Here is a 21,029-nt window from a genome sequence, read left to right as displayed (position 1 = left end):
CCCTCCGCGAGAAGTCCACGCCGAACATGTGAAGTTGCGAGCCGTCGCGTGAAATGAACGGTCAGACACCAGTCCGGAAAACGCGAGGCCCCTCAGGCCCCTGTGAGATCTGCTCCCTGGAGTTTCACGCCCACAAGGTCAGCGTGGGCCAGGTCGGCGCCCTCCAGGTTCGCCTCGCTCAAGTCGGCATGCTCAAGACTTGCATGGCTCAAGACGGCCTTACTCAGGTGTGCGCGTGTCAGAGTCGCACGGGGCAACGATGCATGGCTGAAGTCAACGTGCGCGAGGTCCGCCCCCACCAGAATCGCTCTCGTCAGGACTGCGTTCGTGAACCTCGTGCCCACGACGTTCACTGCGGTGAAGTTGGCGTCCGGGGCGATCACGTCAGACAGATTGCCCTCCCAGAATGTGGCACCCGTCAATGTTGCCGATGCGAGATGGGCACCGCCCAACACGACGTCTTCCAGACGGGCGCCCGTGAGTTCGGCGCCCTGCAGATTCGCGTCCTGCAGGTCTACGTCGTGGATGGTGGCCCCAGTGAGGCGGGCCCCGCGCAGGTCCATCACGAGATGGCTCTGCCGCACCGGCTGGCGTCCAAGGACCGTCAAAGCCGCGGTGACGTCAGGGGCGAGAAGTGTGGATGGCGTCTCCGCCGAGTCCTCGTCTGCACCCCTTCTTGTCCCTCCATTCGACCTGCTTCCGTCCAGTGCTGGGGTGCGCACGAATGCCGACAGGACCTCGACGACCGTCCGATGGTCTCTCTCACTGTCGTTCATGATTCGTTCGAGGCTGTAGATGCCGCCGAGCCGTTCATGAAGATTGTCGGACCCGAGCAATTTGATCGCTTCGACGTACCGCTCGGTGACTTGCCCCTCGCGCGTCAGCTCCGCCTGCTCACGGTCCTTCTCACGCAGGTGGGCGAACTGCTCCTGACTGTGTTCGTACAACTTCTCGGCATGCCGGTGATTGCGGTGGGTGTAGTAGAGGCCAAGCCCGGCGATCGCCCCTGCCCCGACGGCGACGAGCATGGTCCGAAAGCCGGTAATGACCACACCGTCGGCCGGCTGAAGGTCCTTTTCACGAAGGTGGGCACCGTCGATCCACCACGGTCCGCGCCACAGGAGCAGGACATACCCGATGGCTGCAGCCGTACCCACTACGGCGAGGACAACGCGCCTGGTCTCCGGCTTCATGCAGCGCATCATGACCGAACTCACTACAGCGCACAGATGAACAGGCCATCTCTAAGGTGAAGTTGAGCTTCGGGCAGCGAACAGAGTCGGGCGGATCAGTCCGGTGGTGTCCGTCGGGACCAGCTCAACCGCTCAGAGGACTCCGTGCTGCGGCAGCGACATAGGAAGTGCCACCGGCCTGTCCAGCAACGTCATCACACAACGTCACCGGTTGATGTCACCTGCCGCCATCAAAGGCATCCACTTATTTGCAGGTCAGAGCATCCACATCAGGTACCTGTCACTGGCTCAGCAACGGCATCCCCTTACTGGCACTGCAACGGCACTTCACAGGCGGTCGACGCCGACGGTCGGTTGCGGTGGCTTGGCAAGGCCCACCGCGACGGCGGGGTCGGCGCACGGCTGCGGGATCACCTCCGTCATCCCGAGCGCGAGCGCGTCTACACGGGGGTGTTCGTCGCGGCGGCCTACCCGTTCAGCCCGCCCCTGGCGATCAAGGCCGCCGAGGGCCGGGCCGCCGACCTGATCGGGCTGCGCGGCCGGATGGGCCCGCGGACGTGGCCCGTGTTCACCCCGGCGCAGTGGCTCGCCCTGGTCACCTCGCACCCGGTCTCCCGCATCGGCAGTCCCCGCCCGCCCGGGGACGGCGCCGGTGACCGATCTACTGCACCGGCCTGACCGGTCCCCTCCCGGGCCCCGGCGGATCGTCCGCCGGGCCCCGGGAGGGTGCGGTACAGGGGTGGTGCAGCAGCCAGGCGGAGGTCGTGATGTCTGTAGGCGTTCGAAGGACGGGTGTGCGGTGAAGGTTCCGTGGGACAAGCTGGCCGAGAGCCCGAAAGTGTCCGAGTCACTGTTGACCCTGCTGATGCTGCGGCTGCGCGAGAAGGCGCGGGCGGTCGACGGCAGCGGCGGGGACGGCGGCCGGGACCTGTTCGAGTACACCGAGGGCGGTGAACTCGTCATCTACGAGGCGAAGTCGTTCACCGGCCGCATGACCCAGGTACGCCGCAGGCAAGTGGTGCGCTCGCTGGTCTCGGCGGCCCGCCATCAGCCCGACCACTGGGACCTGCTGGTACCGATCGACCACAACCCCACCGAAGAGCAGTGGTTCGAGGGCCTGCGCGAGCAGTTCCCGTTCGTGCGGGAGTGGCTGGGGCGCAGCTGGCTGGACGAGAAGTTCGCGGCCCATCCCGATCTGGTGCGTTACGCGCTGCAGGAGTCCGGTGACTACATCCTGGAGCGGATCGCCGAGGCCCGCGCCGAGCGCGACGTGCTGCTGGGCGGGCTTCCCGACTACATCGAGCGGGCGACCGCACTGCAGGCGCGGGTCCAGGAGATCTCCCCGCACTACGCGGTGCACACCACGCTGGGCGCGGACGGGCAGACGGTCGTGCATCTGACGCCCAAGGGGCCCGCCCCTGACGGGCAGGCGGCGATCCGTTTCACCGGCCGCATCCGCTTCCCCGCCGGTGACCCGCAGGAGGCGCAGCGGCAGCGCCAGTACGAGGAGACTATGCGCTTCGGCGGCGAGGTGGAGCTGACGGCGGACAACCTCGCCGAAGCCGGCCTGGCCGGGCCCGCCGGGCTCGGGCTGGAACAGCTCACGCTCGGCGGCGTGCGCATCACCTCGCCCCACCAGGAGGTGGCGCCGCCGCTGCGCGGGCAGATCATCGTCCAGGAGCCTTCCGGTCTCCCGGTCACCTCCCTGCCCGTGACCTTCACCCACCGCGTCCTCGGCACGGACGGCGGAACCCTCCACGGCAGCGACCTGACCGGCCTGATGCGGGTGCAGGTGCGCTTCGACCGACGCGATCTCTCCGGCCAGCTCAAGTTCTCCTTCGAGCCGCCCCAGGCCGCGATGCCGACGGCCACGGTGCCGGTGCTGCGGCTGATCGCCGAGAGCCACCCCGGCCGCTTCATGGGGCTCATCCTCGCCGGGGACACCAACGGCCAGCTGCGCGCCCCAGTCACCACCGGCATGACACCGCGCGGCTGGGAGGCGGGCGAAGCCCGGTTCTGGGCCGATGCATACGACAGTCTGGCCCGGCTGCAGAGCCGGACCGGCCAGTTCTTCCCCGTCCCCGACGACTTCACCCAGCAAGACGTGCGTGAGGTCAAGGAGATCCACGCGCTGCTCGACGGAGAGAAGATCGTCCTGCGGGGCGAGAGCATGTCCGTGGAGGTGATCAGCTCCGAGGGCCTCGACAAGTTGGCCGACATCCGCGGCGGGATGTTCCGCCTCACCGCCGGATACGAATCCATGATCTTCACACTCGGCGACCACCAGATCGACCTCGGCCCCTGCACCGAGACCTACACCATGAACAAGATCCTGAACATGAAGGAGGCACGGCACGAGTTCGCCGAACACGGGCACGCCACGGTGGTCATGCGCCTGGCCGAGCACATCCCGGCCGTGCGCTACCTGGGAGCCGAACGGCCCGAGTAGGCACGCGTCGGCAGCGTCAACGCAGCGCTGTTCACCGCGAGTTGTGCAAAACGCAGACGATCCGGGCCATGACTGGTGGCGGGGGCCGCCGCCTGTCACGTGACGGGTGCGGCCGACCGCCGGCGGAGGCTGCCGGCCTGTCCGAAGAGGCATAGCGGCATAGCAAGGTGTCCAGGACGTCGTCGAGCTCGTCGATGCGGCGCGAAAGTTCGGTGTACTCGTCCGTGGGCATGTGCGGCCGGTCGGCGGTCGCGGATAGGGAACCGGCGAGGAGGGGTGGGCGACGAAGGTTCCCCCGCCGTGCTCGGTACGGACGAGGCCCTCGTCCCGCAGGACCCGTACGGCGGACCGGGCGGTCATGTCGGCGATGCCGTAGTCCTCCTGAAGGATGCGGGAGGGTGGCACCTGGTCACCGGGGGCCAGCCGCCCGACGAGGATCTGGCGCTGCAGGTCGTCGGCCACGAGCCGATAGGGAGGCCGGTCCGAGGACCGCGGCAGACGCTCGACCGCAGCCCTGCGGGCCCCCGCGCGTGGACGGCCGGGCGCTGCCGCGCTGTTGCTCACGACGGGTCCTCGCCGGGGACGGGGCGCCGGGGTGCGCGGTGGATCCGGCTCTGGACCAGTTCGATCTGCTGGGCGTCGTAGGCGGTGGTCACGCCCGAGGGCGTGTAGCCGGAGGCCGGGCCGAGTTCACGCAGGGGGTAGCGGCTCGCGGGCTGGAACTCCCGGGCGTAGGCCAGGACCAGACGGACACGGCGGTCGGCCGCCTCCCTCTGCGCCCGGGCCTCCTCCAGGGCCAGGATCAGGGGATCGGCCTCGATGCCCAGGGCGGCGGCCTCCAGGTTGGAGGCGTAATCCGAGCGCTCACGCTCGGCCGCCTCGTAGGCGTCGGGGAAGGCCTCCTCCGGGATCACGCTCCCCGGCTCGGGCAACGGACAGAGCACGGCAGCGAGTTCATCAATCAGCAGCATCTTTCGATTATCGTAAACTTTTACGATAATCGAAAGATGGACGGGGTCGCCGAGACCGCACTGCCGCCCCTGCCCTCGCCTTCCGCCCCCACCGGGAGGCAGCCGGCACGACGGTGGCGTACCCGCCGAACAGCGTGCCGCGCCCGGTCAGCGGCCTCGGCGCCCATACCGCCGGAGGCCGCAGCCCCAAAGCCGTCCGGGACCCACGCGAGTCGTTCCGCCACGGCCTCGAACTCCCGTGACCGACCTTGGTCCTGACTGCCGTCTCAAGCGAACTTCACGCAGCGGCACCTCACTGCTCGCCGCGCGGCCCTGCCGGACGACGCCGTCCGGCAGGGCAAAGACGGCCGTCTCCAGGCGCGCCTGCTCCGCCCGCCGGCCGCTGCGACGCCGTCCCGGGCCCGCCGGGATGGGAGCCCGTGCCCGGTATCGAACCGCTGGCGGGCCGAACGCCGGGTCTGTGTGCAGTACTTCGAGGACTGGCTGGTCGGCCGTGCCGGGGATGACGCGGCCGGGTACGTGATGGAGCCGCCCGGCAGCAGGCTCTGTTGCACCGGTACGTGGCCGACCTTCCGGTCACGGAGTGCGCCGCGGTCCTTGACCTGGGTCCGGACAACATGAAGAAGATCCTGAAAAAGGCGCTGCAGACGCTGAGGAAGTCGCCGCGCATGGACGCGTGCGAGCCTGCCGGGTGGGCAAAGGAGGTGCACCGGTGAACCCCGTGGAAGACAAGGAAGGCATGCCGCAGGAGGGCCTCACGCTGAGCTCGGCGGAGAAGAGGGAGAGCTTCGCCACGATCATGAAGCGCCTGAAGGGCCGCAGTGCGGAGGAGCGGGCAGCACTGACGACACAGGCCGACGAAACGGTTCTAGGATACGAGGCGTACGCACTGGGCCAGGAGTACCTCGAGCGCGGTGACTTCGGCGCCGCCGGACGGTGGCTGCGGGTCGCCGCCGGTCACAGCATCCCCGGCGCCGAGCAGGCTCTCGAGGAGATGGCCATGCGGCAGACATCCCTCAACGTCGTCGGCCTCACGGCCGCCGGCACCGCCGTGCGCGTGGAGGCGGCGCCCCCGGAAGCGCTGCCGGGCTCCTCCGGCGTGTGCATCACGAACCGTGTCCACCCCGGCAAGAACGACGAGCCCTGGGGAGCGCGGTCCTGGACAATCTGAACGCCGCATGGCAGGCGGTCTCCGCCCAGGCGGAGACCGCGAAGATCACCGGGCAGGCCCGCCGTGAAGCCGACGAACTTCTCGCCGAGGCGCAGCGTCAGGCCCAGGCCGTCATCGACGACGCCCGGGCCGAAGCCGAGCGGATCCGTGCAGCAGCTCACCGGCGGGCCGCCGAGGAGACGTGCACAGCGGCAACCGCACAGAGCGGGGCCTTCGTTGCCCCGTCGCCAGGCGAGCATGTCCTGTACATCAGCAGGACGTGCAGGGACCTCATGCCCGGGGAGACGCACGATCTGACGGGCACCTGGCAAGACACCAGGTTCATGCAGAACCTGTCGCCGGACGCCGTCCGAGACCGTCTTCGCGAAACGCTACGTTCGTCATGGCACTTCCAGCACACCGCGTGCGGGATTGCCGTGTCGCCTCGTCTCTCCGAGGAAGCCGGACCGCGCCGATTGGTCCTGCTCACCGTCTGCCGGTTCCTGCAGCACGACGCGGAGGACGCCGGCGCCGACGAGTCCGCTGTACTGTCGTCCCTCGTTCAACATCGTCTCCTTGACGAGGAGATGCTCGCCCGAGCGCTCTTCCTGGGCCCCGCCACAGCGGCGAACCCGGGAAGCCGGCCACGCACGTTGGTCCTCGGTGATGCGGCAAAGGTGGTGATGGCACCGGTCGGCCTAGCCAGCCGAAGGGCTCGCCGTCGGTCCCGGCCCGGTCACACATACGTGCCCGGCCCAGGGCCCGGCGTGGGAGGTCGGCCGCTGCGCAGAGGGCGTGCGGCGCTACTACTGCGCGATCCGGGCACCCGCCGGGGCCTTCGCACCGGCTCGGGATCGGCGCGAAGACCCGCCCCACCATCGTGCGCCCTGCCCCCGGGCACGGATGTTCTGACGCACCGCGGAGCCGCAAGCGCTCCGGAGCCGCATGCCAGACGCAGCGACAGGCAGCACGGGGCTGCGCCTGACAGCCGTCACACGCAGCCTTCGGAAAGACCCCTGCATACCGCACGAATATCCCGCCGTCCGCGTCAGCGGCACGCCGAATTGAGACACGCCTCACAATCCAATACGTAGGGGCTCCGTTCCCGCCCGAAGAGGTGAGGACAAAACGGGCCGATCGCCCAATTACTCTCGCAGGCCGCGATCAAGAAGCCGGTATTCACCACGATGAAGGGAATGCAGGGCGACTGCGGGTAAACTCGTCTCGTAGCTTTATAAATCCACAGAGAAAGGCAGTGCCGCCATGGCCGACGACGAGATCAATTCCAACGAGTCGGCCGAGGACCCGATCGCCGAACCGGCCGGGACGCCGCCCTCCATGCCCGACACCATGTCGTGGTACGAGGCGACGTACATGACCCTGGCGATCGCCTACTACGGAAGCCACACCATCCATGGGGTGTGGCTGCAGATGCAGGAACAGCTCTTTCCGCTGGTCCAGCCCTTCCTGTAGGCCCGCGGAGCCCGGTACCACGTGATCCGTGGGTCCAGGCTCCGCGGCGGTCTCGGTCAGTCCCGGGAGCTTTCAGCGAGCAGCTTCACAGGCTCCCGGGTCCGGACGCAATCCAGATCAACCAGACCGGATCCGAAAATTTGATTCCTGCCAAATCTTCGGACCCTGTCATTCTACGCGCTGCGGGAGTGGTGATTCCACTCCCGCAGCGCGTTTCTTGTTTTCGAGGTTTTCGGGATTCGCACGTCGGCCATCTTTCGTTTCGCTGCATTCGCCTGAAAATGGAGAATCAACTTTTACGGTTCCGGCGCCTTCAAAGTTTCTGCCTACCGCTCAAATCGGCCCGGATGTCGTTTCGCCATTTTTCCGATCCGGCGGAACATGAAAAATCCAGAACTTCAAAAACCGAAGCCCGGCCGGATGGAGGGTTTTCGGAAACGGAGATTTTCCAGACGAGCGTGGGACGTGCGTCTGACGGCATCGGGAGCAGGCTGGCGTGGGGACGTCCCGGCGGGCACCGCGTACGTGGACCGATACGGAACCGGTCAGGGCTTCCCGGGTCCATCTCTCCACCGGTCCGGCCGACCGGACCGTGAGCGTCCCGCACCCGGCCGGCACGCTCACGCCGGTTCGGCGAGGGGGCTTCGGGGATGCTGCGCGATGCTCTGGAATGAGCACAGGGTGGCGCCAAGGTCAGGGGCGGGGGCTCGAATCGATGCCGTGCTCGGCAAGAGTGGAGGACAGCAACTCCACTTGGCTGGAGAGGAGTTGGCCAGCATTCAGTTTGGTGCGGGTCTTGGCGAGCCAGGGCCCGATCATGACGCGCTCGCCGTCGACCTCGATCCACTCGCGGGCTCCGGGCGCGCGACCCCACCGCTCGACGAACAGGGCGAGGATCTCGGCGGTCTGCGCGAAGCTGCGCCGCCGTGGTGTACCCGGTACGCCCGTTTCCAGGGTGACGCGGTCGGGGGTGAGGCCGATGCGGGCAAGCAGGTCGCGCTGGCCGGGATCGAGCCGGTCCCAGTCGGTGAACTGGCGGTTCAGCCAGCTGCCCGCCTTCACCCCGTGGATGACCGTGTCGCGGGACAGGGTGCTGGGGTGGGTGCCAGCTTCGAGGTGGCGTTTGAGCAGGTGGTACTTGCGGTGCCAGTCGGGGCCGTGCGGAAGTTTCCAGTCCGCGTCGAGGGCGGTGAGCTGGGCGTCGCGGTCGGCGGTGAGGCGGTCTTTGCGGGCCAGGGCGCGCTGGTCGGCGAGGAACTGGCCGCCGGGGGCCTGGGTGGGGATGGCGAGGTGGCCGTGTTCGCCGTGGAATGCCTCGACGGTGGCCAGGTGGCCCTGCCAGGTGGCCTCGTGGTCGTCCCAGATCATGCCGAGGGCCTCGAGCTCGGCGATCCAGCTCTGGTCGAGGGCTCCGGCCTGGTAGGCGGTGCGCTGGCCGGTGATGAAGCTGCCCAGCCGGTAGCCGTAGGCGTCCTCGTAGTCGGCGCTCACGCGCAGGTGGCCGTGTTCGGCGTGGTAGCGGACGGCGGCGGCGAGTCCGGCGCGGCGGGGGGCGGACAGGACGGCGCCGTCGGATGGCCACACCAGCAGGTCCAGGGCGCGGGCGATCGCCGAAGGATCGAGGGTGTGGTCGAAGCGGAAGCGGCGGGTGATGTAGGTGTGGGAGTCGCGGGCGGGATGGGTGTTCTTGGCCCGCGGAGCGCGGGCGGCGATGGTCTGGTCGTGGTGGCGCAGGGCGGCGGTGACCAGCCAGAGCGCCTCGTAGGGGGTGCCGAGCAGGTCGGTGGGGTCGGCGCCGGGCGGGATGTAGGCAGGGACGACGAGGCTGGCCGTCTTCGTCTTGAGGGTGGGAGGCTTGCGCAGGGCGCGGCCCAGGGCCTGGACAATGCGGCGGACGCTGGCGGTGCGGTCGGCGAAGACGACGCCGTCGACGGCCGGCAGGTCGACGCCTTCGCCCAGGACCTTGGCGTTGGCCAGCACGCCGCGTTCGGCGTCGGCGAAGCGGGCCAGGGTGCGGGCGCGCCGGTGGGGGCTGTGGGTGCCGTCGATGGACTGCACGACGACCTCGTTGGCCCAGTCGGGGCGCAGTTCATCGGGGAGAGTGCGCAGGGTGTGGGCGAACTGGCGGGCGAAGTCGGCGGCATCGGCGATCTGCTGGAAGTAGACGAACACGTGCCGTAGGTCCTGCTCGCGCATGGCCTTGATGATGGCCAGGTGCAGAGCGGTGGTGCGGCGCGCGGTGGGCCCGGCTTCCGGGTCGGTGAGCGCGGTGCGCAGTTCGGTGTCGGTGACGGTGGGCACCACGAGCTGGTAGTCGGCCAGGACGCCGTCGTCGATGGCGTCGGCGTGGGAGTAGGTGTGCAGGCGGGGGCCGAAGATCTTCGGCTGGTCCATAGTCGCCAGCAGGGATGGGTCGTCCCAGCCCGGTGCGGTGGCGGTGGTGCGCTTGGGCTGCGCCCTGGTGGTGGGCGGTTCGGTCAGGCGGGGGGCTTCCCATACATACGGGGTGGCGGTGAGGTAGAGGCGGCGCTCGGCAGGGATGCGCTCGTTGTCGTGCAGCGCGGTCCAGTTCTTCTCCCAGGTGCCGGCCGTCGCGTGGGCTTCGTCGACGATCAGCAGGCCGAAGACGGGGGCGGGGAAGATCGCGGAGTGCTGAGCTTCTTCGATCTTGGACAGCGAGTCGTAGGTGAAGAACACCGTCGCTTTGGGGTGGCGGCCCAGCCAGTAGGCCAGGTACTCCCCCGCGTTGGCCGAGTCGACCTTGGCGTCGGCGAGGAGCGGGTGGGACTCGGCGCGCAGCGAGGAGACGGTGATCATCGGCTCGCGGCGGCCGTCCGCTCGGGCGGCCGCAGCCCACTGCGCGACCAGGTCCAGGCTGGGCACCGCCACCGCCAGGTGGCGCACGCCGAGTTCCTCGGCGACGCGCAGTGCGAAGAGGGTCTTGCCGGTGCCGCAAGCCGAGACGGCGTGTCCGCGGGTACGCGGGCGGCGCAGGTGGCGGACTGTGCTGGCGAGGCCCTCTTGCTGGTCCGTGCGCAGGACCAGACGCCCGGTGGGTTCTGTGGCGGTGGGGCTGGCGGTCATCGCACGGTTCCTCGGCATACGTGAGGGGCTGGCTCGCGTTCATTCTCGCGTACAGCGGGGGTTCGGTGCAGCGGGTCTCTAGCAACTGGAGCCCAGGACCTTGGTGTCATGTGTTCCGGTCGGCGGGTGGCCGGGCGAGTGTCCCGTGTCCTGTTGTGCGGTCATTCGGCGGCTTCGGTCAGGTGTGTGAGGGTGGAGCCGTCGATGTGCTTGGCGATGTGTAGGCGCTGGGTGATGCGGCGGCGCAGTTCGGGGACGTGGCTAATGAGTCCGACGGTGCGGTCGTGGGCGCGCAAGGAGTCCAAGACGTCGAGGACTTGGTGGAGGGTTTCCTCGTCGAGGGTGCCGAAGCCTTCGTCGATGAAGAGGGTGTCCAGTGCCTGGCCGCCTGCTTCGGCGCTGACGATGTCGGCCAGGCCCAGGGCGAGGGCCAGGGAGACGTAGAAGGATTCGCCGCCGGAGAGGGTGTCCGTGTGGCGTTTGTGTCCGCTCCAAGCGTCGAGGACCTTGAGGTCCAGGCCTGATTTGGCGCCTCGGGCGGCTCTGTCGTCGGAGTGGACGAGGGTGAAGCGGTGGTGGGACATGCGTGACAGGCGGGTGTTGGCGGCGTCGACGACGTCTTCGAGTCGGGCTGCCAGGACGTAGGACTCCAGTTGCATGCGGAGCTGGTTGCTGGGTGAGCCGCCGCTGATGAGGCCGTGGAGGTGATCGACGGTGCGGTAGGCGTCCTCGAGGGGTTCCAGGCGCTGGATCTGGGTGTCCAGCTGAGCGGTGAGGGTGGCCAGGGTGGTTGTTCGGTCGGCGGCCTGGGTGGCGAGGGCTGCCGTGCGGGTGTGGGTTGTGGTGGCGGTGTTCAGTTCGGTGACGGCGTGCTCGAGGTCGGCGGGTGGCTGGGTGGTGGCTGCCTGCAGTTCGGGATCGGCGAGCCGGGCGGTCAGTACGAGGCGCTGTTCACGCCAGTGGGTGATCTCTTTGTCGATCGCGGTGAGTTCGTCGTCGGGCAGGCGGGCGGCCGAGGCTTCGGCCGGGGAGGTGAAGCCTGCCGCGTACGCTGCCTGCTCTGCGAGAGCGGTGGCGCTGTGGCGGTCTGTGGCGGTTGTTGTCACGGTGGCTGCGCACGCGGCGGCGGCCTCGAGTCGGCCGGCGTGCTGGGTGAGGTGGGTGATGCGGTCAGCGAGTGTGGCGTGTCCGTTGAGGGCGGTTGCCAGGCGGTGGGTGAGCTCTTCGCGCTGGGTGTGCAGGCTGTCGTAGGTGGCGTCGGCGGCTCCCAGGCGTGCGGTTGCGGTGTTGCGGGTGTGTTCGGTGTCGGCCTGTTCTTTTTCCAGGAGGGTGAGTTGTTCGCCGGCTGGTCCGGCGTCGGCTGCCTGGGAGAGAGCGTCGGCGAGGTGTTGTTCGAGGGCGGTGCGGTGGGCGGTGAGGTCGGTGAGGGGGGTGTTGCCGCCGGCTTCACCGCGTGCTGTGGCGGCCTGTTCGTTCAGCTGGGCCAGGGCCTCTTTGGCGTTGTTCTGCGTCTTCTGAGCATGGTTGTGGGTGGCTTCGGCGGCCTGTTCGTCGGCGGCGGTGGGCTGACCGGGCTGGGCGGTGGCGGGTGCGGGGTGGGTGGGGGAACCGCATACGGGGCAGTCTTCGCCGTCGACGAGCCGGCCTGCGAGCTCGGCGACGATGCCGTCCGTGCGGCGGCGCCGGATGTCGACGTACGTTTTCGCGGCTTGCTCGGAGTCCTTCTCGGCCTGACTGAGGACCTTGTGGGCGGCGCTGATCTGCTGGTCGAGTGCGTCACGGCGCCTGGCGGCTTCCAGCTGCTTTTCGACGAGGTTGAGTGTGGGGGTGAGTTCGCGGCTGGTTTCCTGCGCGCTGCGGGCGGTTTCCAGGCGTGCGGCAAGGTCCGCGCGGCGTTGCGGAAGGTCGTTGAGCCATTGCTCGGCGTCGGTGAAAGTTTCGGTGAGCTGCTGGCGCTCGCGGTCAAGTGCGGCCAGTTCTGCCGTGTGGCGCTGGAGGGTGGCCTCGTCGGGCAGCAGTGCCTGGACGGCGCCGGTGTCGGCGTGCAGCTGCTGGGCGGCGTGAGTGAGGCCGACGGTGTCGAGGGACGCGTGTTCGGGCGGCAGCAGGGCGCGGGCGCGGCTGTCGTCGTCCAGGGCACGGGTGTGCTCGAGGCCGGCGGTGTGTGCGGTCTCCAGGACGGATTGCAGTTGTTGGGCTTTCACGGCGCGGTCGCGGCGTTCGGCGAGGTGGTCGTGGTGGGTGGCCTGCTCGTGGAGCAGGTCGAGGTCGTGTGCGGTGGTGCGGTGGGCCTGCTGGAGACGGTGGAGGTCGCGGACGGCCTGTTCTGTCAGGCGGGCTTCGGTCAGCTGCTGCTCGGCGGTTTCGGTGGCGGCGTCGGCGGCGTGCTGGCGGGTGAGGGCCTGGTGGTGCAGGGCGCTGGCCCAGGCGCGGGCGGGTGCGGTGAGGGTGGCGGGGTCGTCGGCCCGAGGGGCGTTCTGGGCCGGTTCGAGGTCGTCGCCGGCTGCCTGCTGGATGCGTTCGGCCAGGCGCAGGACGTCGGCGCGGGCCTCGTCGCGCGTCTTGGCGGTGAGGGTTTTGCGGTGGGCGAGGAATTCTTCGATGAGGCCGAAACGGCGGGTGCCGAAGAGGGTGCCGAGCAGGACCCGGCGTTCGGATGCGTCGGCGCGCAGGAACTTGGTGAACTCGTTCTGCGGGAGCAGGACGACCTGGCAGAACTGCTGGCGGGTCAGGCGCAGGAGGGACTTGATCTCTTCTGCGGCTTCCTTGTGGGACTTGATGATGCCTTCCCACCGGCCGTGTCCGTTTTCGTCGAGGACCCACTGGTGCAGGTAGGTTTCGGCCTTCTGGTCGACGAGCTCTGCGCTATTGCGCAGGTGGGGTCGCTTCTGGGCGGGGATCCTGCGGATCTGCAGGCGCTTGCCGGCCAGGGTTAATTCCAGGGTCACTTCGGTCAGCAGACCCGCGGGAGCGTGATCGCTGCGCAGCCGCATGTTGCGTTCGTGAGGCGGCAGGCCGTAGAGGGCGAAGCAGATGGCGGCGAACAGGGTGCTCTTGCCGGCGCCGGTGTCGCCGTGCAGAAGGAACAGGCCGTCGGCGGACAGGGCGTCGAAGTCGACGGTGTGGCGGCGGGCGAAGGGGCCGAAGGCCTGCAGGTGCAGGGAGTGCAGACGCATGTCAGACGGTTTCCTTCTCCCGGGCGCGCACGCGCATGTCGTCGACGGCCTCTTGCAGGAGGTCTGCCTCTGCGGTGGTGGGTGGGGTGCCGCGCACGGCGGTGATGAAGTCGTGGGCGATGTCGAGGTCGCCGCGGCCGCGTACCCGTTCGCGGTAGGTGGGGCTGTCGGTGGCCTGTGCCGGGATACCAGCGGGCACGTGCTGCATGTCCAGCGTCTTGGAGAAGCGCTGTCTGAGGCGTGCCATCGCCTCGTACGGCAGGGCGGTGTCGGTGAGGGTGACCTGCAGCCAGGCTTCGCTGAGCGGTTCGTGTGCGGGGTCGGTCAGCAGGTCCTCGATGCGGCCGGTCAGCCGGGCCAGCGGCAGGTGGAGGCCGGCCAGGATGTCATGGCGGGTGACCGTGGGGGCGCCATCGGCCGGCAGGTCGGCCAGGGTGAGGGACTTGGTGTGGTTGGTCTCGGAGAAGGAGTAGGCCAGCGGGGAGCCGCTGTAGTGGATGCGGTCGTTGACGCGCTGCGGGCGGTGGAGATGGCCCAGGGCGGTGTAGTCGATGCCGTCGAAGAGGTCGGCGCCGGCGTGGGCGACGCCGCCGACGCTGATGTCGCGTTCGCTTTTGCTGCTGGTGGCGCCGGTGATGAAGGCGTGGGCGAGGACGACGGAGCGGGTGCCCGGGCGGGTGGCGAGGTCGGCGCGGATGCGGTCCAGTGCTGAGGTGAGCACGGCCTGGTGGGAGGCTGTCTCGGCGTCCAGCTGGGTGCGTACCAGGGCGGGCTCGAGGTAGGGCACTCCGTAGACGGCGACGGGGCCGTGCTCGTCGTCGAGGAGGACGGGGCGGGCGGCGTCGGCGGGGTCGGTGCGCAGGTGGACGCCGGCTTTGGCGTACAGGCCGGAGCCGGTGCCGAGGCGGTGGGCCGAGTCGTGGTTCCCGCTGATCATGACGGTGGGGATGCCGAGGTCGGCGAGCTGGTGCAGAGCCCGGTCGAACAGGCGTACCGCGTCCAGGCTTGGGATGGCACGGTCGTAGATGTCGCCCGCGATCAGCAGGGCGTCCACCTTCTGGGTGCGGGCGGCGGCGCAGATGTGGTCCAGGACCGTGCGCTGGTGGTCGATCAGATCTTCCCCGTGGAACCGGCGGCCGAGATGCCAGTCCGAGGTGTGCAGGAACCTCATGGGCACAGACCGTAACCAGTGTGGTGGGAGCTACGGGCGGTTTTCCCGATAAACGGTCTTGTTTCAGAGGCTTCGGGACACGTGAGGGAAAGGTTTCTTCGTCTGCGCTGCCGGGTGGCGGAGCCGGACGCGGCTCGCGGTGATTGTCAGTGGCAGGAGGCAAGATAAGCAGTGGAGGGAAGGAGGATGTGATGTCGTTATCGCGTTCTGCCAGGACCGAGCACACTGTGGCGCCCGGGGGCTGCCGGTGGTGCGGAATCGAAGCCCGCGCTCACGCGCGGCAATGGACTGCGGAGGCCGGATGGCACGCCTGGGCGGCGCCGACCGACGAGCAGCGCAAGGAGCGCATGCTGCAGCGGCGGGCGCAGCAGCAGGTCAGCAGGCGAGGGCCTGCATCGCGGTGAAGATGTCCCGTAGCTGCTGGGGGACCTCTTCGGGGGTGGTGAGCATGGACACCAGTGCGTAGAGCATGTCGGCCTTGCCGTTGGGGCTGCTCTCCTCGGCCTGCTGTTTGATCATGTAGAGGATGCGCTCGCTGAACTTGCCGCTCCGGTGCTCGGTGAAGTCGTCGGCGCTCCAGGGCCGGCCCTTGGGGCGGGGCCAGTGGGCGTTGGCGGCGGCCGCCCACTGGAGGTCGCTGAAGAGCTCCTCCAGCTCGTTGTAGCCGTCGCTCTCTCCGACGTAGGAGACCTGCTGGGTGAGGTCGAGGCCGGCTTTGATGAGTTTCTCGGTCTTGAAGTGCTTGTTGGCGCGGCTGTCGGCGTCGACCATCAGCATGACGATGCGGTGGTGCTTGACGAGGTAGCCCGCGAGGTGGAGTGCTCCTTCGTTGTTGTCGCAGGCCCACAGGGCGATGCCGGCCGCCTGCAGGGGCAGCCCCTGCGAGAGGCGGAAGAGCAGGGGCACGCACTGCTGCTCGGTTGGGCCTTCGACTGCCAGGAAGCAGCGTTCGTGCAGCAGGACGGAGTTGCGCAGTCCCACTGCGGCGGCGATCTGTCCGAGGTGGAAGTCGATGCCGTCGTGGGTGTCGTCGTCGAGGCGCTCGACGAGGGTGCGGCCGCTGTCGCTGAGCTTGAGGTGGACGACGTCGGCGATGTCGACGCCGTCGATGAGGTTCATCGAGTGGGTGGCGACGATGACGCTGACGTGGGGCAGGGCGCACTGCTTGCGGATGATGTCCATGACGGTGCGCTGGTGGCGGTAGTCGAGGTGGGTGTCGGGCTCGTCGTAGACGACGATTGTCTGGGTGGGCTGCGGCTCGTCCTGCTCCCCCGCCGCGGCGAGTTCACTGCTTTCGAGGAGGCTGCTGGTCCACTCCCACACCGCGAGGGCGATGCGCCGGGTGCTGCCCTGGCCCGAGCGGGTCAGGTCCACGGGCTCGCCGTCGGCCTTGGAGACCTCCAGCGGCGCCCTTTTGAAGCCGCCTTTGAAGGAGACCTCGGGCTTGACCTCCACGCCGACGAACTCTCGGCAGTGCTGGCGGATGTGCCGGCACAGGGAGTCCGCTTCCTTCTCCAGCCGCTGCGTGATCTCCTTCTCGATCTCCCGGACCTGCCCCTGGAGGGTCTCGTCCTCCAGATGGGTCTCGTAGCAGCTACTCAAAGCGGTGCGCACCGCGTCGTCCGGGCTCTCGTCCTTGCCGCCGAACGCCAGCAGCCGCGGCAGCCGGGTCTCGAGGTCTTTGGGCAGCGGCTGCCACTGGTCGGTCTGCGGGACGGTCGCGGCGTGTGCGGCGAGCGCGGCCAGCAGGTCGTCCTTCAGCGTGCCCGACGGGACGAGGCCGAACTCGGCGACCAGTTCGGTCAGGTCCTTCTTCATCAGCCGGCCCAGGCCCTGCAGACGGCTGTCGGCGGGCTGCGATCCGAAGAACTCCCAGCACGCCGCCTCACCAACGCGTGAGCGGCGCCGGATACGGACCTCGGCCGGTAAGGGAGCTGCTGCGGCCTGCTCGGCGGTGTCCAGGCGGAAGACGCCCTCCACCCACGTCTCCGCGCAGCGCTGTCCCTTGACACCCTCGTCCTGCTGGTAGGTGCGGTCCTCGTCCGTCAGACGGTGTTCGCCCAGCAGGAAGGCCAGCGCGGCCAGGACCGCGCTCTTGCCGCCGTCGTTGCGGCCGGCCAGGATCGTCGGGCTGCTGACCGGGATGTCCTGCACATAGGTCAGCGAGCGGAACCCGCACGCGGAGAAGCTGATGAGGTGCACGGTCGAGCTGCTCCGTATCTCCCGCTCCGCCGGGGCGACGGGCAGGGGTGTGGCGTGCGGGCGTTACGCATGCGGATGAGGCGCTTGAGGCCCCGGCGCAGGCAGTCATCCTAGAGGCACGCACAGCAACCGTGCCCCGTATTGCGCCAGTTAGCGTCTGGGCGAGGAGAGGCTGAGCCTCTCCGCCTGAGGGCGGAACGCCGCATCCCGCAGAAGCCGGGGCGCTGCGTCGGCACAGCCTCAGTGAACGTCTTGGGCCAGCGCGAACCCGGGATGCACGGTTCCACGCACTGCGGTTGAGAGCTGAGGGGCACCGGATCCGGAGCTCGGACGTCGCGTGCATCATGGCGGAGCCTTTCATCACGGGTAACGCGGCCAACTGAGCTTTCTCCTGGGCTCCCAGAGCAACCATCGGTGTGAACCGGAAGGGGCACGGCGCCCAGCCATCCCCCGGCCCCTCCTTGACGTTCTGTCACTTTTGTCAACTTCGATACAGCGGGGAATATTTGAAGCTAATCTTTTGATGTCTGATCCGAGGTGGTACGACGTGAGTGACGTACGTCCGGCGCAGCCGGGGATGCTGGTGGTGGCCCGGGAGTTCCGCGGCATGACGCAAGCCGACGTGGCTGAGGCGATGGTGAAGGCCTCCGGTGGTGACGCGGCGGTGTCCCAGGGGTATGTGAGCCGCGCCGAGAGCGGCCGGCTGGCGGTCTCGGGAGAGCGGTTGGAGCTGTACGCGGCGGCTCTGGGGTATCCGCCGGATCTGCTGTGTCTGGATCCGCAGGTGCACGGGGTTGGCGTGGGGCTCGTCCACCACCGCAAGCGTGCGTCGTTGACCGTCTCCGCCCTGCGGCGCCAGCATGCCCATCTCGCCCTGACACGAGTGCAGTTGCAGGGCATCGCCACGTGCCGCCCCGGTCTCGGCATGCGGGCTGCGGCTATTCCCACTGTCGCACTCGACGCCCTGACCACGGCCAAGGACGCAGCCCGGCAGGTTCGCAAGGCCTGGGGCATGCCGCCGGGCCCGGCGACGGACATCACCGCATCGCTGGAGGCGGCCGGAACGCTGGTGGTCGCGCGTGATCTGGGCAGCGGCCGGCTCGATGCGGTCAGCCAGTGGGACGGAACGCAGCCGCCGCTCATCCTGGCCAACGACCACGCGCCCGCAGACCGCTACCGCTTCAGCCTGGCGCACGAGCTGGGGCACCTGGTCCTGCACCAGTCCCCCAGCGACAGCACCGTGCAGGAGCGGCAGGCCGACGAATTCGCTGCCGAGTTCCTCATGCCCGCGCGTGACATCCGCTCCGGCTTCACGCCTCGCGTCGACCTGGAACTCCTGGCCCGGCTGAAGCGGGAGTGGAAGGTGTCGATGGCCGCGCTGCTGCGCCGGGCGCAGAGCCTGAACATCGTCACGGACTGGCAGTACCGCAGCGTGATGGTCGAGATGTCCGCGCTGGGATACCGCACAGCCGAACCGGTCGAGATAGACCGGGAGCGGCCCCGGTACGTCCCCGAGATGATCCGCTCTGCTCTGGCCGCGGGGATGAGCGAGGAGGAACTGGCCCGCTGTGCGCGGCTGCTGCCCGAGGACTTCCAGCTGCTGTACGCCCCGCGCGAAGGCGCGGCGGTGGATTCCGCTTCGAAGGTGAGGCCATGACTGAGTCGTTCCCCTCTCCGCGCCCGGGCGCCGGTTTTGATCCCGCGGAGCCTCCCGACCCTCCTCTCGCCCAACCTCCCTCTGTACCCGGGCAGTTGCGGGGCCGGATGCTGCTACAGGCCGGAGTGAGCCGGGTCGGTTACATCCGCGAGCAGCTCGATCCGGTGCGCAGCGGGCTCGTCGTCAGCGGTTCCGGGGCAGCGGTGAAAGTCCGCAAGCTGCGCGAGGAGGGGTTCACGGGACCGCTGCTGGCGGATCCCGCCGTCTACACCGTGGCGGCGGCCAGTGAGGACGCCCCTTTCCCCGACGTCTCGGAAGGCCAGCTGGCCTTCGGTGACCCGCTGAGGCTGTCGATCGAGGAACAGGTGGGCCACCGTGTGGGCGCGACGGCGGCCATGACGCCCACCGGATATCTGCACGCGGAAGACTCCGACGCCCTCAAGGCCGCCGTCCACCAGGTCCTCAAGCTGGAGGACCCTCACGTCTTCTTCAGTGTTCCCGTGGACGTGGGGTGGCTGCGCGACGACGCGGTCGGGCAGCTGATCGCCTGGCTCAATGTCGTGCCGAATCCCAAGGCAGTCATGCTCGGCGGACAGATGGACCCGCTGGCCGGCTTCTCCCAGGCAGTGGGCAACCTCAAGCGGCTGCTGGCGGAGGTCCCCGGAACCGCGCTGCTGCGTGCCGACCTCGCGGCGTTCGGGGCCCTGGCCCACGGGGCGGCGTTCACCGCCTTCGGCGCCACCAGCAGCGTGCGGCACATCGTGCCGCCCGGCCAGGCGGCCAAGCGGTCCCCGGGCGGACCGAACTCGCCCTCCGTGCTGCTGCCGGAGCTGATGGACTTCTTCCTCGGCGAGACGCTGGCGAAGAGGTTCGCCGCCGGCCTGGCGCCGGTGTGCCGGTGCGCGGCCTGTGACGGACTGGTGCTGGACACGTTCGTCAGCAATCACTGGCAGGTGCCGGCGGCCGCCCACAACGCGGCGGTGCTGATGGAGTGGCTGCGCAGTATGGACGCCGTCGAGCCGGCCGGGCGGCCCGCGTGGTGGCAGCAGCGCTGCCGGCGCGCGGTGGACCACTACCCGGTGCTCAACGCTGAACTCGACCATCCCGGGTTCAGCGCCTTCAAGGTGCCCCAGCAGTTGCTGCAGTGGGCGCAGGCTCCCGTCGCCTCGCAAGCCCCCTCCACGGCACGCCCGGTGGCGGGCGTGGAGCGCGGTGAGCCGTGACTAGCCGATGCGGTGGTGGAACTCTTCGGTGAAGCACCACGCCGCGGGGGTGTGGCGGCGCGGGATGTATGGCCGGGGTTCCAACAGCAGGTCCACGCTCTCGCCGTCGGCCACCAGGACGCCGATGCCGTAGAAGGCGGCTTCCATCAGCTTCTCCTCAGCCGCCGGTGGAGCGCTGTCCAGCAGCAGGGCGCGCCGGCAGAAGGGTGCGAAACGGCCGGCTTGCTCGAGTCCCCCGCGCCAGCCCACGGCGCTTGCCCGCACCACGGCGAGATCAATGGTGAGCGGCCGCACCGCGCGCCGGGTGACCTCACGGCGGTCGACGTCGGCGGCCCCGGCCGGAAGCCGCCGTACCGCCGAACGCAGCCGTGCGGGCAGCGACGCCAGTGCGACGGGCTCATCTACGGGCAGCTCAAGAAGAGTCTGCAGCGCGTCAAGACTGTCCAGGCGGGCCGCTGAGACGCGGGCGCGGCGTGCGCATTCTTCCTCGTCAAGCCGGTAGAACAGCAGCGCCTGGCTGCCCATCAGCTGGAGCGAGACAGACAGCGCGGCCGGATCCAGCAGGGCCGCGGAGGCTGCGCGTACCGATGTGCCCACCGACGGGCTGGCCAAGGTCACCATGCCGTTCACCCTGCCTCATCCGACTTCAGCCGCACCCGGCGGCCCCGACTATCCCACCCGATGGGGCACGGCCGCCTCGTCCAAACGTTCCAAAAACCCGCCCAATCCCTGCCACACTGCTATGTCGCCGATCGCACGGCAGAACTACCGCTGTTCCCCGGACACCAGGCCCGCGGGCGGCATGCCGCGTGGCCAGGCGGACCACGGCGCAGGTCCCGCATGGCACGGCGGCTCGGTGACGGTTATGCGCAGACCGGCTTTGTGCAGACCAGGACGTGCTGCGGGATCCTGGCCCGGACCGCGCACATGGCGACCCTGCACTGTGTGCAGACGCCAGCCACTGCGATCCGCGCACCGTCACCGAGGACTCCTTCGTTCGCCGCAGAGCGTCCAGCGAGAACGGCCTGGGATCGATCACCTCGGTCAGGCAGCAAGGACGGCCGGCCCTCCTGCCGGGCAGGAGGCAGACCTGGGCTCGTGCCGGGAACACGAAAGAGCCCGGATCGTGTAGATCCGGGCCTCTTCGGCAGTAGCGGGGACAGGATTTGAACCTGCGACCTCTGGGTTATGAGCCCAGCGAGCTACCGAGCTGCTCCACCCCGCGTCGGTACCCCCCACCGTACGCCATCCCAGCAGCGCCGAAGACCGCCTGCCGGCGC

General features: G+C 69.0%; 14 protein-coding genes, 1 tRNA gene and 1 pseudogene. 7 read left to right on the top strand and 9 right to left on the bottom strand.

The window, feature by feature from the left end:
* Window positions 1-92 precede the first annotated feature (92 nt).
* Complete coding sequence (locus ACFU95_RS43885; RefSeq protein ID WP_383841005.1) at window positions 93-1,193, bottom strand: pentapeptide repeat-containing protein; 1,101 nt, start codon at window positions 1,191-1,193, stop codon at window positions 93-95.
* Window positions 1,194-1,547: 354 nt separating this feature from the next.
* Here ACFU95_RS43885 and ACFU95_RS43880 point away from each other — a divergent pair, with 354 nt between their 5' ends.
* Together ACFU95_RS43880 and ACFU95_RS43875 are read left to right on the top strand one after the other, a co-directional pair.
* Window positions 1,548-1,871: a hypothetical protein gene (locus ACFU95_RS43880; RefSeq protein WP_383841002.1), complete on the top strand. Its 324-nt coding sequence runs from the start codon at window positions 1,548-1,550 to the stop codon at window positions 1,869-1,871.
* Between the two features lie 121 nt (window positions 1,872-1,992).
* Complete coding sequence (locus tag ACFU95_RS43875) at window positions 1,993-3,642, top strand: hypothetical protein (RefSeq protein WP_383840999.1); 1,650 nt, start codon at window positions 1,993-1,995, stop codon at window positions 3,640-3,642.
* A gap of 342 nt (window positions 3,643-3,984) precedes the next feature.
* Here the strand turns inward: ACFU95_RS43875 and ACFU95_RS43870 are convergent.
* Together ACFU95_RS43870 and ACFU95_RS43865 are read right to left on the bottom strand one after the other, a co-directional pair.
* Window positions 3,985-4,104, bottom strand: a pseudogene (locus tag ACFU95_RS43870) (GntR family transcriptional regulator); the annotation flags it as partial.
* A gap of 98 nt (window positions 4,105-4,202) precedes the next feature.
* Window positions 4,203-4,613 (bottom strand): hypothetical protein, encoded by a 411-nt coding sequence (locus tag ACFU95_RS43865; protein ID WP_383840996.1) that lies wholly within the window; start codon window positions 4,611-4,613, stop codon window positions 4,203-4,205.
* A 560-nt stretch (window positions 4,614-5,173) separates the two neighbouring features.
* Between ACFU95_RS43865 and ACFU95_RS43860 the strand changes: the two genes are divergently transcribed.
* The 3 genes from ACFU95_RS43860 to ACFU95_RS43850 all read left to right on the top strand — a co-directional run bounded on the left by ACFU95_RS43860 (window position 5,174) and on the right by ACFU95_RS43850 (window position 7,236).
* Window positions 5,174-5,329, top strand: coding sequence for a hypothetical protein (locus ACFU95_RS43860; RefSeq protein ID WP_383840993.1), 156 nt, complete (start codon window positions 5,174-5,176; stop codon window positions 5,327-5,329).
* Complete coding sequence (locus ACFU95_RS43855) at window positions 5,326-5,784, top strand: hypothetical protein (RefSeq protein ID WP_383840991.1); 459 nt, start codon at window positions 5,326-5,328, stop codon at window positions 5,782-5,784. The genes ACFU95_RS43860 and ACFU95_RS43855 overlap by 4 nt, the downstream gene beginning before the upstream one ends.
* A gap of 1,242 nt (window positions 5,785-7,026) precedes the next feature.
* Entirely contained in the window at window positions 7,027-7,236 is a 210-nt protein-coding gene (locus tag ACFU95_RS43850) for a hypothetical protein (protein WP_097887225.1), read from the top strand.
* A gap of 693 nt (window positions 7,237-7,929) precedes the next feature.
* Here the strand turns inward: ACFU95_RS43850 and ACFU95_RS43845 are convergent.
* The 4 genes from ACFU95_RS43845 to ACFU95_RS43830 all read right to left on the bottom strand — a co-directional run bounded on the left by ACFU95_RS43845 (window position 7,930) and on the right by ACFU95_RS43830 (window position 16,869).
* Window positions 7,930-10,320 carry a Helicase associated domain protein gene (locus ACFU95_RS43845; protein WP_383840988.1) on the bottom strand — a complete coding sequence of 797 codons (2,391 nt, stop codon included), beginning with the start codon at window positions 10,318-10,320 and terminating at the stop codon, window positions 7,930-7,932.
* A gap of 161 nt (window positions 10,321-10,481) precedes the next feature.
* Window positions 10,482-13,496, bottom strand: a complete 3,015-nt coding sequence (locus tag ACFU95_RS43840) for an AAA family ATPase (RefSeq protein ID WP_383840985.1) — start codon at window positions 13,494-13,496, stop codon at window positions 10,482-10,484.
* A gap of 1 nt (window position 13,497) precedes the next feature.
* Complete coding sequence (locus tag ACFU95_RS43835) at window positions 13,498-14,667, bottom strand: exonuclease SbcCD subunit D (RefSeq protein ID WP_383840982.1); 1,170 nt, start codon at window positions 14,665-14,667, stop codon at window positions 13,498-13,500.
* Window positions 14,668-15,042: 375 nt separating this feature from the next.
* Window positions 15,043-16,869, bottom strand: a complete 1,827-nt coding sequence (locus ACFU95_RS43830) for an ATP-dependent endonuclease (RefSeq protein ID WP_383840979.1) — start codon at window positions 16,867-16,869, stop codon at window positions 15,043-15,045.
* Between the two features lie 547 nt (window positions 16,870-17,416).
* On the opposite strand from ACFU95_RS43830, the gene ACFU95_RS43825 reads away from it, so the two are divergent.
* Window positions 17,417-18,526 carry an ImmA/IrrE family metallo-endopeptidase gene (locus ACFU95_RS43825; protein ID WP_383840977.1) on the top strand — a complete coding sequence of 370 codons (1,110 nt, stop codon included), beginning with the start codon at window positions 17,417-17,419 and terminating at the stop codon, window positions 18,524-18,526.
* Window positions 18,523-19,749, top strand: coding sequence for a hypothetical protein (locus tag ACFU95_RS43820; protein ID WP_383840975.1), 1,227 nt, complete (start codon window positions 18,523-18,525; stop codon window positions 19,747-19,749). Before ACFU95_RS43825 ends, ACFU95_RS43820 begins: the two co-directional genes overlap by 4 nt.
* Here the strand turns inward: ACFU95_RS43820 and ACFU95_RS43815 are convergent, their stop codons facing one another.
* Together ACFU95_RS43815 and ACFU95_RS43810 are read right to left on the bottom strand one after the other, a co-directional pair.
* Window positions 19,750-20,370: a hypothetical protein gene (locus ACFU95_RS43815; RefSeq protein ID WP_383840972.1), complete on the bottom strand. Its 621-nt coding sequence runs from the start codon at window positions 20,368-20,370 to the stop codon at window positions 19,750-19,752.
* Window positions 20,371-20,900: 530 nt separating this feature from the next.
* Window positions 20,901-20,974, bottom strand: a tRNA-Met gene (locus ACFU95_RS43810).
* Window positions 20,975-21,029: the final 55 nt, after the last annotated feature.

Origin of the sequence: Streptomyces sp. NPDC057623, assembly GCF_042800355.1 — a bacterium.
Taxonomy (GTDB): Bacteria; Actinomycetota; Actinomycetes; order Streptomycetales; family Streptomycetaceae; genus Streptomyces.
This window is presented reverse-complemented; position numbering and strand designations above follow the sequence as displayed.

Coding starts and splice junctions, on each gene's coding strand:
- ACFU95_RS43885 (WP_383841005.1), bottom strand. CDS start 1,193: ATGAAGCCGGAGACCAGGCGCGTTGTCCTCGCCGTAGTGGGTACGGCT.
- ACFU95_RS43865 (WP_383840996.1), bottom strand. CDS start 4,613: ATGCTGCTGATTGATGAACTCGCTGCCGTGCTCTGTCCGTTGCCCGAG.
- ACFU95_RS43850 (WP_097887225.1), top strand. CDS start 7,027: ATGGCCGACGACGAGATCAATTCCAACGAGTCGGCCGAGGACCCGATC.
- ACFU95_RS43845 (WP_383840988.1), bottom strand. CDS start 10,320: ATGACCGCCAGCCCCACCGCCACAGAACCCACCGGGCGTCTGGTCCTG.
- ACFU95_RS43840 (WP_383840985.1), bottom strand. CDS start 13,496: ATGCGTCTGCACTCCCTGCACCTGCAGGCCTTCGGCCCCTTCGCCCGC.
- ACFU95_RS43835 (WP_383840982.1), bottom strand. CDS start 14,667: ATGAGGTTCCTGCACACCTCGGACTGGCATCTCGGCCGCCGGTTCCAC.
- ACFU95_RS43820 (WP_383840975.1), top strand. CDS start 18,523: ATGACTGAGTCGTTCCCCTCTCCGCGCCCGGGCGCCGGTTTTGATCCC.
- ACFU95_RS43815 (WP_383840972.1), bottom strand. CDS start 20,370: ATGGTGACCTTGGCCAGCCCGTCGGTGGGCACATCGGTACGCGCAGCC.